Origin of the sequence: Streptomyces durmitorensis (assembly GCF_023498005.1) — a bacterium.
In the GTDB taxonomy this organism is placed as follows: domain Bacteria; phylum Actinomycetota; class Actinomycetes; order Streptomycetales; family Streptomycetaceae; genus Streptomyces; species Streptomyces durmitorensis.
Genome location: NZ_CP097289.1, coordinates 8,721,967 through 8,735,583 on the forward strand (window position 1 = coordinate 8,721,967; position 13,617 = coordinate 8,735,583).

Consider the following 13,617-nt stretch of genomic DNA (forward strand, 5'->3'; position numbering starts at 1 on the left):
GACGCCGATCTCGCCGGCCCCGCATTTTTTCCACGGCCCTGGCCACGGCCAGTTCCGCGAGCTCCGCAGTGCGTCCCGCAGAGAGAGTCTCTCTGCTCTAACGCCGGTATTTCCATGCCCAATTGAGGTCTGGACGACGGAAATACGGACGGGAATGCAGAAAGGTATCGTCCTGCCGGTGAGCACATTGCGTGTCATGTCAGCGAGCACCATTCCGTAATGCCGAGGCAGGAGGATTCCGTCGCGTGTTGATCACCCAAGGACCTGGTGGACCTACCGTCGGAGGGCCGCAATCCGGGGCCCAGAAGCAATCGCTCCGGCCGGGATCAGTGCGCCGGGCGATGTCCTACATGAAGTCGCACAAACCCGCGTTCGCCTTTCTGCTGCTCACCACCGTGGTGGATTCCCTCATCATCGTGTCGACGCCTCTGCTCCTCAAAGTGATCATCGATGAAGGAATACTCAAGGACGACGCCGGGGTCATCACGACCGTCGCCCTCGTCGTGGCGGGACTCGCCGTCGTCGACGCGGTGGCGCAGCTCGTGCAGAGCTACTTCTCCGGGCGCATCGGGCAGGGCGTCAGCCACGATCTGCGGGTCGAGGCCTTCAAGCACGTACAGCGCCAGCCGATGGCGTTCTTCACCCGGACCCAGACGGGGCTGCTCGCGAGCCGCCTCAACGGCGACGTCATGCTGGCCCAGCAGGCCCTCACCACGATGCTGGTCTCCGCGACCAGCGTGCTGACCGTGACGCTCGTCCTGGCCGAGATGTTCTATCTGTCCTGGCTCATCAGCCTGATCGCCATCGCCATGCTGCCCCTGTTCATCGTCCCCGGCATCTACGTGGGGCGGCGCCTGCAGCACTACTCCAGGGCGCAGATGCAGGCCAACGGCGAACTCGGCGGCATCATCAACGAGCGCTTCAACGTGGGCGGGGCGATGCTCGCCAAGCTCTTCGGGCGCCCCCGCGAGGAGGCGGCCGCGTTCGAGGCACGAGCGGGCGAGGTGCGCCAGGTCGGCATCATCTGGACGGTGTACAGCAGGCTTTCCTTCGTCTTCATGGCCCTGCTCGCGTCCCTGGCGACCGCCCTCGTGTACGGCGTCGGCGGCGGCCTTGTGCTCAATGACGTGTTCCGCATCGGCACGCTCGTGGCCCTCGCCGCGCTGCTCGGCCGGCTATACGGGCCCATCACGCAACTGTCCAGCCTGCAGTCCAACGCGCTGACCGCGATGGTCAGCTTCGACCGGATCTTCGAGGTGCTCGACCTCAAGCCCCTCATCGAGGAGAAGCCGGACCCGGTCGCCCTCGCCGCTCCGGGCAGCGGCCCCGCACCGGAGATCGAGTTCGACCAGGTGTCCTTCCGGTACCCGCGAGCCAGTGACGTGTCCCTGGCCTCGCTCGAGTCCAACGCCCTGTCCGCGGCCGAACGGGCCAAGGAGACGGCCGAGGTGCTCCACGGGATGACCTTCCGGGTGCCGTCCGGCAAGCTCACCGCCCTCGTCGGCCCGTCCGGCGGCGGCAAGACCACCGCAACCCATCTGGTGTCCCGCCTCTACGACCCGACCTCGGGAAGCGTCCGCATCGACGGCCACGACCTGCGCGACGTCAGCCTCGACTCACTGCGCGACGTCGTCGGAGTGGTCAGCCAGGACGCGCACTTCTACCACGACACGATCCGCGTGAACCTGTCCTACGCACGCCCCGACGCCACCCAGCGCGATCTGCTCCGAGCCTGCGACGCGGCCCAGATCGGCGACTTGATCCGATCCCTGCCGAGCGGCCTCGACACCGTGGTCGGCGACCGCGGCTTCCGGCTCTCCGGCGGTGAGAAGCAACGCCTCGCCCTCGCCAGGCTCCTCCTGAAGGCGCCCTCCATCGTGGTGCTCGACGAGGCCACCGCGCACCTGGACTCCGAGTCCGAGGCGGCCATCCAGCTGGCGCTGACCACCGCGTTGCGGGACAGGACCTCGCTGGTCATCGCCCACCGCCTGTCCACCATCCGCGAGGCGGACCAGATCCTCGTCATCGACGAGGGCGTCGTCCGTGAGAGCGGGACACACGAGGAACTCCTCGCGGCAGGAGGCCTTTACTCCGAGCTCTACCACACGCAGTTCAACCGCCCCAGCACCAACGGAGCGGGCCCGGCCGCCCGCAAGGAGCCCGTGCTGCAGGGCCCTGTCATCGGGAGCGGACCCGCCCTGGGCGGGAGCGGCCCCGTGCTCGGCGGCAGCGGTCCGCCGCCGGCGGTCGGCGGCGAGCACATCCTGCGCCTCGGTGCCGACCCGGACGAGCGCTGAGCGCCTGCCTGAAGGGGGAAGTGGTGGAGTCGTCGGTGGTGGCGGAGCTGATCGCCGCACGGGTGGAGTCGTCGCCCGGCGCGGTCGCGGTCGAGGGCGAACAGACGCTGTCGTACGGAGAGTTGTGGGCGCGGTCGGGTCAGTGGGCGGCGCATCTGGCTGGGCTCGGAGTGGGCCGGGGCGACCGCGTCGCGGTGGTGATGGAGCGGTCGCCGGAGCTGGTGACGGTGCTCCTGGGCGTGTGGCGGGCGGGCGCGGCCTACGTGCCCGTCGACGCGGGTTCACCGCCCGAGCGCATCGCCTTCGTCGTCGAGGACTCGGCTCCCGCGGTGGTGCTGTGCACGTCTGACCGCAGGGGTGTGGTGCCCGAGAGCGCCGCCGTGCAGGTGGTGGACGACCCGCGGGTACGGGCGGCGGTGGCCGCCCGCGACGGCGGCGACGTCCGCGCGCCGGTGGACGGGCGGGACGTGGCGTACGTGATGTACACGTCGGGTTCGACCGGGGTGCCCAAGGGCGTCGCGGTGCCGCACGGAAGCGTCGCGGCCCTGGTCGGCGAGGAAGGCTGGGCGATCGGCCCGGACGACGCGGCCCTGATGCACGCCCCGCACGCCTTCGACGTCACGCTGTTCGAGATGTGGGTGCCGCTCGCCGCCGGTGGCCGTGTGGTGATCGCCGAACCGGGCGCGGTGGACGGCCAGAAGGTGCGCCGGCACGTCAAGAACGGCGTGAGCGCCGTGCACGTGACCGCGGGTTCGTTCCGCGTCATGGCCGAGGAGTCCCCGGACTGCTTCACGGGGGTGCGCGAGGTGCTCACCGGCGGTGACGTGGTCCCGCCCGGCTCCGTGGCCCGCGTGCGCGAGGCCTGCCCGGACGTGGCCGTCCGGCACCTGTACGGCCCGACCGAGGTGACCCTGTGCGCGACCTGGCACGTGCTGCGGCCGGGCGACAAGACGGACTCCGTGCTCCCGATCGGGCGCGCGCTGCCCCGCCGGCGGACCTTCGTCCTGGACGCGGCGCTGCGGCCGCTGCCCGCCGGCACGGTGGGGGAGCTGTACGTGGCGGGGCCGAGCCTGGCGCGCGGCTACTGGAACAGCCCCGGTCCGACTGCGGACCGGTTCGTGGCGTGCCCGTACGCGTCCGGCGAGCGGATGTACCGCACCGGCGACCTGGTGCGCGAGACCGAGGACGGAGAGCTGCTCTTCGTCGGCCGCGCGGACAGCCAGGTCAAAGTGCGTGGCTTCCGCGTGGAGTTGGGTGAGGTGGAGGCGGCTCTGGCGGCCCACCCCGCCGTGGCCCAGGCCGTGGTCGTCGCCCGCGAGGACCGGCACGGGGAGCGCCGCCTGGCCGGCTACGTCGTCCCGCAGGAGCCGGAAGGCCTTGACCCCCGGCTCGTCCGCGATGCCGTCGCAAGGACACTGCCCGAGTACATGGTCCCCACCGCGGTACTGGCCCTCGCGTCCCTCCCCGTGACCCGCAACGGCAAGGTCGACCGCGACGCCCTGCCCGCCCCCGACTTCGCCGCGAAGGTCACGGGCCACGCGCCGCGCACCGAGGACGAGGCGGTCCTGTGCGCCCTGATGGCGGAGCTGCTCGGCCTGGAACGCGTCGGCGTCGAGGACAGCTTCTTCGAGCTCGGCGGCGACTCGATCATGTCGATGCAACTGGCCGCCCGCGCCCGGCGCGCGCACCTGTTCTTCAGGGCGGAGGACGTTTTCGAGCACGCGACACCGGCGGCCCTTGCCGCGGTCGCCCGATCAGGGCAGGGGGCCGGGGAGCGGTCCGGAGTGCCGGGCGGGCCCGGGGAGCGGCAGGAGACGACCGGACGCGACCGCTCCGCCGCTTCGCTCATGGACGACCTCCGCGAGGACGAGACCGACCGGCTGCGGGCCGCGGTGCCCGGCCTGGTGGACGTATGGCCGCTGTCGCCGCTCCAGGAAGGGATGCTCTTCCACGCCACCTTCGACGACGAAGGGCCGGACGTGTACGCGAGCCAGCGGACGCTGGCACTGGACGGCCCCCTTGACGTCGCCCGGCTGCGGACGTCGTGGCACACGCTGCTCGCCCGGCACGCCGTGCTGCGCGCGAGCTTCCACCAGCGCGACTCCGGGCAGACGGTGCAAGTCATCACGACCGACGCCGAGTTGCCCTGGCGCGAGGCCGATCTCTCGGAGCTGCCGGAAGGTGACGTGCCCGCCGAGGTGGCACGCCTCGCCGCGGCCGAACGTGCCGAGAAGCTCGACCTCCGCGCGGCACCGTTGCTGAGGCTGCTCCTGATACGCCTCGGCGCCGGCCGGCATCGCCAGATCGTCACCGTCCACCACTCCCTGGTGGACGGCTGGTCCACCGACGTCGTCTTCGCGGAGCTCTCCGAGCTGTACGCGGCGGGCGGCGACGGCCGGACACTGCCCACGACGACGTCCTACGGGACATACCTGGCCTGGATCGACAGGCAGGACAAGGAAGCGGCGCGCGACGCCTGGCGCGCCGAGTTCGCCGGGGCGGACGAGCCGACGCTGCTGGTGCCCGACGAGCCGGTCGGGCCGCAGGTCGTGCCGGAACCGGTGCCGTTCGAGCTGACCGAGGAACTCACCCGCGGTGTGGCCGAGTTGGCCCGCTCCCAAGGGGTGACCGTCAACACGGTCGTGCAGGGCGCGTGGGCCCAGGTGCTCGCCCGGCTGGTGGGGCGCACGGACGTGGTGTTCGGCACTCCGGTGGCAGGCCGTCCCGCGGAGCTGCCGGGGGTCGAGTCGGCGGTCGGCCTGTTCCTCAACACCTTGCCCGTACGGGTGAGCCTGGCGGCGGACCAGTCGGTCGCCGGGCTGCTCGCCGACCTGCGGGAGCGCCAGGTCGGGCTGATGTCCCGGCAGCACCTGGGACTCCGCGAGATCCACCGAATCGCCGGGCCCGGCGCGGTGTTCGACACGCTCGTGGTGTTCGAGAACCTTCCCCGGACGCCCGACGGGACCGGTGCCGCAGCAGAGCTGGCCATCCGTCCCGTAGGGGAGCCGGAGGACAGGGGCCACTACCCGCTGGCGCTGATCGTGGTCCCTGACACCCGGCTGCGGGGGCTCGTCGTGCACCGCCCGGACGTGGTGGGACGCGACCGGGCCCAGGCCGTGATCTCCTCGCTGGTCCGCGTGATCGAGCAGATGGTGGCGGATCCGTCGTCGCCGGTGGGACGGCTCGACATCCTCACCGAGACCGAACGCGCGCTCGTGGCGCGGGAGCAGGAACGGCAGCGGGGGGAGCGAAACGCGTCGGCGCGGGCAGCCGTGCCCGACGTGACGGCACCGGACCTCTTCGCCGAGCAGGCCGCGGCCACGCCCGCCGCGGTGGCGGTGGTCGACGGCCGGCGTTCGCTGACGTACGGCGAACTGGCCGCCCGCGCCGGACGGCTGGCGCGCTGCCTGACGGACAGGGGAGTGGGTCCGGAGACACGGGTGGCCGTCATGGCGGACCGCTCGGCGGAACTGGTGACGGCCCTCCTCGCGGTGGCGGCGGCCGGAGGTGTCTATGTCCCCGTGGACCCGGGGCTTCCCCCGGCGCGGCTGCGCCTGCTCCTCGACGACGTGGCCCCGCCGGTCCTGGTGTGCGCGGAGCAGACTCGCGACGCGGTACCGCAGGAATTCACCGGCCAACTGATGCTCCTGGACGACCAGTTGACTACCGGCGGAGTGGCCGAACAGGCCGGATTCGCGGACGGCCTGATGAAGGACGCGGAGCGGCGCACACCGCTCACCGCCTCCAACGCGGCGTACGTGATCTACACATCCGGGTCGACCGGCACCCCCAAGGGTGCGGTCGTCCCCCACCGGGGCCTGCGCAACCTCGTCGCCGACCGCATCGCGCGCTACCGGATCGACGCGGACAGCGCGGTGCTCCAACTCGTCTCGCCGAGCTTCGACGTCTCCATGTCGGACATCTGGCCGGTGCTCTGCGCGGGTGGCCGGCTGGTCCTCGCACCGCCCGCGCGTCGGCACGCGACCGGCGAGGAGCTGGTCCACCTGATGCGCACGCAGCGGGTGACGCACGTCGCGATGACACCGACCCTCCTGGCGCAGCTTCCGCCGGAGGAACTGCCCGCGTTGCGTGTCCTGGTCATCGGCGGCGAGCCCGTCTCCGACGAGCTGCGCCGTCAGTGGTCGGTGAACCGCGAGATCTACAGCGAGTACGGGGTCACCGAGGCGACGGTCGCCTCGACGGTGAGCCGCCCTCTCGACGCCCACGACGAGCCGTCGATCGGCCGCCCGGTCGCCAACACCTCCGCCCACGTCCTTGACGCGTTCCTGCGGCCGGTGCCCGCGGACACGGTGGGCGAGCTGTACGTGGCGGGCGCGGGCCTGGCACGCGGCTACCTGCGGCGGACGAGGCTGACGGCGCGGCGCTTCGTGGCGAGCCCGTTCGCGCACGGCGAGCGGATGTACAGGACCGGGGACCTGGTGCGCCGCACCGGCACCGGCGACCTCGTCTACGCGGGTCGTGCCGACGCGCAGGTGAAGGTGCGCGGATTCCGGGTGGAGCTCGGCGAGATCGAGGCGGCCCTCACGGGGCATCCCGCCGTCGACCGGGCCGTGGTGATCCTCAGGCAGGACCGGCAGGGGGAACGCCGCCTGGTCGGCTATGTGGTGGGCACCGACGCCCGAGCCGAAGCCCAGGCCCAGGCCGGGGCCGGGGCCGGGGCCCGAGCCGAGCACCGGATGGCCCCACGACCCCTGGACATGCAATCAGTGCGCGAGTACGCCGCCGAGGCGCTGCCGGAGTACATGGTGCCCGCGGCCGTCCTCGCCCTCGACGCACTGCCCGTCACCCCGAACGGCAAGGTCGACGTCCCCGCGCTCCCCGCGCCCGACTTCGCCGACCATGTGTCGGGCCGGGCGCCGGAGGGCGAGGCGGAGAAGATCCTCTGCGCCCTGTTCGCCGAGGTCCTCGGCCTTGAGCGGGTCGGCGCCGACGACAACTTCTTCCGGCTCGGCGGGGATTCGATCAGCTCGATGCAGCTGGTGAGCCGCGCCCGCCGGGAGGGTGCCCTCTTCAGCGCCCAGGACGTGTTCGAGCACGGGTCGCCGGAAGGCCTCGCGCGCGTGGTCAGGCTCGGTGCCGGACGCGTGGCGGGACCGGACGTGGGCGAGGGCGAGGTCGCCTGGACACCCGTGATGCGGGCCCTGGGCGAGCGGGCACTCGGCGGCGGATTCACCCAGTGGGTGGTGATGGGCACCCCCGCGGGTCTCGGCGGCGAAGTCCTGGCGGCGGGCCTGGGCGCCGTACTCGACACGCACGACATGCTGCGCGCCCACGCGGTGGCCACTGACGCGGTGGCCACTGACGCGGTGGCCGACGGCGATACCGGGCCCCGCCTGGTGGTCGGCGAGCGCGGATCCGTCGATGCCGCCCGCCTGATCACCCGGCTCGACACGGCGGAGGTCCCGACGGAGGGCCTGGACGAGCTGGCGGGCCGTGCCGCGCGCGATGCGGTCCTGCGCCTGGATCCCTTCGCCGGTGCGATGGTCCAGGCGGTGTGGCTGGACGCGGGGCCGGGGCGGGTCGGGCGACTGGCCTTGGTGGTGCACCACTTGGCGGTGGACGGGGTCTCGTGGCGGATCCTGGCCCCGGACCTGCGCGCCGCGTGCGAGGCGGCGGCCGCCGGGCGGGAGCCGGGGCTCGACCCTGTCGGCACGTCCTTCAGGCGCTGGTCCAGGCTCCTCGTCGAGGAGGCAACCGGCAGCGACCGCGTCGCGGAACTCGACGCCTGGACCACGCTGCTCGGCGACAGGGCGACGGCGGAACCACCCCTCGGTCACCGGGCCCTCGACCCGGCACGGGACACAGCGGCAGGGATGCACCACCGGTCCTGGACCGTCCCGCCCCAGCAGGCGGCCACGCTCGCGGGATCCACACCGGCCCTCTTCCACTGCGGAGTGCACGAGGTGCTCCTCGCCACGCTGGCCGGAGCCGTCGTCCAAGGGCGGCGCGGCACTCACGGAACGGTCCTGATCGACGTCGAGGGACATGGACGCAAGCCGGTCCAGGACGCCGATCTGCTGCGCACCGTCGGGTGGTTCACCAGCGTGCACCCCATCCGCCTTGACCTGTCCGGCATCGACACGACGAGGGCGGCAGCCGGTGGACCGGACGTCGGCTCGCTCCTGAAGGCGGTCAAGGAACAGGCACGGGCGGTGCCGGGCGACGGACTCGGACACGGCCTGCTTCGCCACCTGAACCCCGAGACGGGCCCGGTGCTCGCCGCGCTGCCCGGCCCGCAGGTCGGCTTCAACTACATGGGCCGCTTCCCCGCGGTCGGCGGAAGCGCCGATGTCCGGCCCTGGCAGATGGCAGGCGAAGAGGCGATAGGAAGCTCCACCGCGGCGGCCATGCCCGCGACGCACACCCTTGAGGCCGGTGCGACCATCCGCGACGCCGCCGAAGGGCCCGAGCTGACCCTCTCGCTGAGCTGGCACGGCGCGGTCCTCGACGAGTCCGTGGCGGAACGCGTCGGCCGCCACTGGCTCGACCTGCTCGCGGGCCTGGCAGCCCACACCACCGACCCGACGGCGGGCGGCCACACCCCGTCCGACTTCCCTCTCGTCGAGCTCGCCCAGGACGAGGTCGAGCAGTTCGAAGCGATGGCAGCAGAGCTCGAAGGAGGGCGTTCGCTGTGAAGACTCCCACTCCCGCCACGGGGCACGCATCCGCCGCTCACCGGCCGGCTCCGCACGCCAAGGGTTCCGCGCTCGCGGAGGTCTGGCCGCTCTCGCCCCTGCAAGAAGGGCTCCTGTTCCACGCGGACTTCAACGGTCAGGGACCCGACGTCTACACCGTGCAGAACATTCTGGCGGTCGAAGGACCCCTGGACGCGGCCCGCTTCCGCACCTCCTGGGAAGCGCTCCTGACCCGGCACGCGGCGCTGCGTGCGAGCTTCCAGCGGCGCAGGACCGGCGAGGCCGTGCAGCTCATCACCCGCGAGGTCGTCCTGCCGTGGAGCGAGGCCGACGTCTCGGACCTCACCGAGGCCGAAGCGGCGGCCGAGACGGAGCGCCTTGCCGCACGCGAACGCGCGGACAGGATCGATCCGGCGGCGGCGCCCCTGATGCGCCTGCTCCTGATCCGCACCGGCGAACGCCGTCACCGCCTGGTGATGACGAGCCACCACATCCTCATGGACGGCTGGTCGGCCCCGCTCCTGCTCGACGAGCTGGCCGAGATCTACGCGGCGGGCGGCGACGCCTCGGCCCTCACACCCGCGACGTCCTACCGCGACTACCTGGCCTGGCTCTCCCGCCAGGACAAGGAGGCCGCCCGAGCCGCCTGGAAGGCGGAGCTGGCAGGAGCGGAAGAACCGACGCAGGCCGTGGCAGGCCCCGCGAACCCGGCACACGGCGACACACCCCCGAAGAAACGCTCCTGCCACCTCACCCAGGAGACGACCGAGGCGCTCGCCGCCCTGGCCCGCGCCAACGGCCTGACGGTGAACACCGTCGTCCAGGGCGCGTGGGCGCTGCTCCTGGCCCGCCTCGCCGGACGTACGGACGTGGTGTTCGGCGCGACGGTGGCGGGACGCCCTCCGGAACTGCCGGGCGCCGATTCCATGATCGGCCTCTTCATCAACACGCTCCCGGTACGGGTACGGCTCGACGGTTCGCAGCCGCTGCTCGACATGCTCCGCGAACTGCAGGACCGCCAGTCGGCGCTCCTCGCCCACCAGCACCTGGGGCTCTCGGAGATCCAGCAACTCGCGGGCCCCGGCGCCGGTTTCGACACGCTCCTGGTGTACGAGAACTACCCCCGGCCGCCCGGAAGGGCGACCGCACCCGACGCGCTCTCCCTCACCACGGTGGAGTCCCGCCAGGCGACGCACTATCCGCTGTCGATCGGCATCGCCCCCGGCGAGCGGCTCCGGGTGGATGTGACGTACCGGCCCGACCTGGTCGACGAAGCGGTGGGCGAGGCGCTGGCCGGGCTGCTGACCCGGGTCCTGGAACGGATGGTGGCCGATCCTTCGGTGGCGGTGGGACGCGTCGGCGTGGCCCGCGAGCTGCTCACGCCCGTCGCGGTGGCTGCTCCGGCCCGTGAGCCGGTGCCGGAGCTGATCGCGAAGCGGGTGGCGGCGTCACCGGATGCGGTGGCCGTCCAAGGTGAACGAGCAGAGTCCTACCGGGAGTTGTGGGACAAGGCAGGGCGCTGGGCGGCGCACCTGGCCTCACACGGCGTGCGGCGGGGTGACCGTGTCGCTGTGCTGATGGAGCGGACGCCGGGCCTGGTGGCCGTGCTGCTGGGAGTGTGGCGGGCAGGCGCCGCCTATGTGCCGGTGGACGTGAGCTCGCCGGTGGAACGAGTGGCCTTCGTGCTGAGGGACGCGGCCCCGACGGCGGTGGTGTGCACGTCGCAGAGTCGTCCTGTGGTGCCGGAGGGCTTCGCCGGGCGGCTGCTCCGGGCGGATGACCCGCAGGTCCAGGAGGCGCAGGCGACCGCTGCGGGCCGGGAGTTCAGGGAGCTCGATACGCCGGTGGCGGCGCATGACGTGGCGTACGTGATGTACACGTCGGGTTCGACGGGTGTGCCCAAGGGGGTGGCGGTGCCGCACGGAAGTGTGGCGGCGCTGGTGGGGGAGCGGGACTGGGGTGTCGAGCGGGCGGACGCGGTCCTGATGCATGCCCCGCATGCCTTCGACGTGTCGCTGTACGAGATGTGGGTGCCGCTGGCCGCCGGTGGCCGCGTGGTGATGGCAGGTCCCGGTGTTGTCGATGCCCAACAGGTGCGTGAGCACGTGAAGGCAGGCGTGAGCGCGGTGCATCTGACCGCCGGTTCCTTCCGGGTGCTCGCGGAGGAGTCCCCGGAATGCCTCGCGGGCCTGCGTGAGGTGCTGACCGGAGGGGACGTGGTCCCGGCCGCGTCGGTGGCGAGGGTCCGGCAGGCGTGCCCCGAGGTCACGGTCCGCCACCTGTACGGCCCGACGGAGACGACGCTCTGCGCGACCTGGCATGTACTGGAGCCGGGCGACGAGGTGGACTCCGTACTGCCCATCGGGCGTCCGCTTCCCCACAGGACAGCCTTCGTCCTGGACGCGTTCCTCAAGCCCTTGCCGCCGGGTGTGACCGGCGAACTGTACGTCGCGGGCGCGGGGTTGGCGCGGGGCTACTGGAACAGCCCCGGTCCGACGGCGGACCGGTTCGTGGCGTGCCCGTACGCGCCCGGCGAGCGGATGTACCGCACCGGCGACCTGGTGCGCGAGACCGAGGACGGAGAGCTGCTCTTCGTCGGCCGCGCGGACAGTCAGGTCAAAGTGCGTGGCTTCCGCGTGGAGTTGGGTGAGGTGGAGGCGGCTCTGGCCGCCCACCCTGCCGTGGCCCAGGCCGTGGTCGTCGCCCGTGAGGACGGTCCAGGCGAGCGCCGCCTCGTCGGCTACGTCGTCCCGGACGGTCTGGCGGTCGACCCTCTACTCGTACGCGACGACGTCGCCCGAGAGCTGCCCGAGTACATGGTTCCCGGCGTCGTGCTCGCCCTCGACGCCCTGCCGGTGACCCGCAACGGCAAGGTCGACCGCGCGGCACTGCCCGCGCCCGACTTCGCCGAACGCGTCTGCGGGCGCGCACCCCGGACCGAGGCCGAGGAGACACTGTGCCTCCTCTTCGCCGAGGTGCTCGGCCTGGAGCGGGTCGGCGTCGAGGACAGCTTCTTCGAGCTGGGCGGCGACTCGATCATGTCGATGCAGCTGGCCGCACGCGCCCGCCGCGCGAACCTGCTCTTCAAGGCGCAGGACGTCTTCGAGCACGAGACACCCGCCGGGCTCGCGGCCGTGGGCCGCGTCCCGGACGAGGCGTCGGTGCCGCCTGACGTGAGTGTGGGTGATGTGCCCTGGACGCCCGTGATGCGGGAGTTGGGCGAGCGCGCCATGGGCCCGAAGTTCGCCCAGTGGACGATCGTCGGTGCTCCATCCGGGCTTGAACGGCATGTCCTGGTGGGCGCGTTGAGCGCGGTCGTGGACACCCATGACGTACTCCGCTCCATGGTGTCCGTGGGGGAGACGGGGCCTCGGCTGCTCGTCCGCGAGCAGGGCTCGGTGGATGCCGGGACCCTGGTCACCCGTGTGAACGCGACCTACGCGGTGGCGGGCACCCTCGACGCCATCGCGGACGAGGCGGCACAGGAGGCGGCGGAGCGCCTCGATCCATCGGCCGGTGTGATGCTGCAGGTGGCGTGGGTGGACGCAGGGCCGGGGCGGGTCGGGCGACTGGCCTTCGTGGTGCATCACTTGGCGGTCGACGGGGTCTCGTGGCGCATTCTGGTACCGGATCTGAAGGCGGCGTGCGAGGCGGTGGCGGCCGGGCGTGAGCCGAGGCTCGACCCGGTGGGCACGTCCTTCAGGCAGTGGTCTCGGCTGCTGGTCGAGCAGGCCACCGGAGAGGCACGGGTCGCCGAACTCGCCGAGTGGACCGATCTGCTGGGTGAGGTCGAACCCCCGCTCGGGCAGCGGGAGTTGGATCCAGGCCGCGACACCGCGGCCACCCTGCGCCGCCGTTCGTGGACCGTGCCGACCCAGCAGGCCGAGACGCTGACGAGCCGGACGCCGACCGTCTTCCACTGCGGTGTGCACGAGGTGCTCCTGTCCGGCCTGGCGGGAGCGATCGCCCACTGGCGGCAGGAGGCGGCCCCCGGCGTCTTGTTGGACGTGGAGGGACACGGCCGGGTGCCGGCCGAAGGCGTGGATCTGTCGCGCACGGTGGGCTGGTTCACCGACGTCCATCCGGTCCGCCTCGACCTCGGGGCGGTAGACGTGAGCGAGGTGGTGGCCGGTGGTCCGGCGGCCGGGGCACTGCTGAAGACGGTCAAGGAGCAGGCGCGGGCGATACCGGGCGACGGCCTTGGCTTCGGTCTCCTACGTCATCTCAACCCCGCCACCGCACCGACCCTGGCGGCCCTGCCGCGCCCGCAGATCGGCTTCAACTACCTGGGCCGCTTCACCGCCGACGCGTCGAGCGCCACGATCGGCGGCTCGCTCGACCCGGCCATGCCCGCCACGCACACGATCGAGGCGGGCGCGGTCATCGTCGAGACGGCCGCGGGACCCAGGCTGACCCTCACGCTGAGCTGGGCCGCCGCACTCCTGGACGAGGCGGCGACCGAACGCCTCGGCCTGCTCTGGCTCGACCTGCTCGCCGGTCTGGCGGCCCACACCGCCGATCCCGCCGCGGGCGGACACACGTCCTCCGACTTCCCGCTCCTGGACCTCGCGCAGGACGAGGTGGACGAGCTCGAATCCGGTTTCGCCGACGACATCCCCTAGCTCATGACCCGTAGCCGTCCTGAGTCCTGAGCCGTCCTGCCC

At 72.3% G+C, this 13,617-nt stretch carries 1 protein-coding gene and 2 pseudogenes; all 3 read left to right on the top strand.

The features are described 5' to 3' along the window. The first annotated feature begins 350 nt into the window (after nt 1–350). The 3 genes and pseudogenes from M4V62_RS39035 to M4V62_RS43995 all read left to right on the top strand — a co-directional run bounded on the left by M4V62_RS39035 (nt 351) and on the right by M4V62_RS43995 (nt 13,575). Nucleotides 351–2,297 (top strand): ABC transporter ATP-binding protein, encoded by a 1,947-nt coding sequence (locus tag M4V62_RS39035; protein WP_249591921.1) that lies wholly within the window; start codon nt 351–353, stop codon nt 2,295–2,297. 62 nt (nt 2,298–2,359) lie between these two features. Continuing rightward, a pseudogene (locus tag M4V62_RS43990) lies at nt 2,360–5,449 on the top strand (amino acid adenylation domain-containing protein); the annotation flags it as partial. 207 nt (nt 5,450–5,656) lie between these two features. Continuing rightward, a pseudogene (locus M4V62_RS43995) lies at nt 5,657–13,575 on the top strand (amino acid adenylation domain-containing protein). Nucleotides 13,576–13,617: the final 42 nt, after the last annotated feature.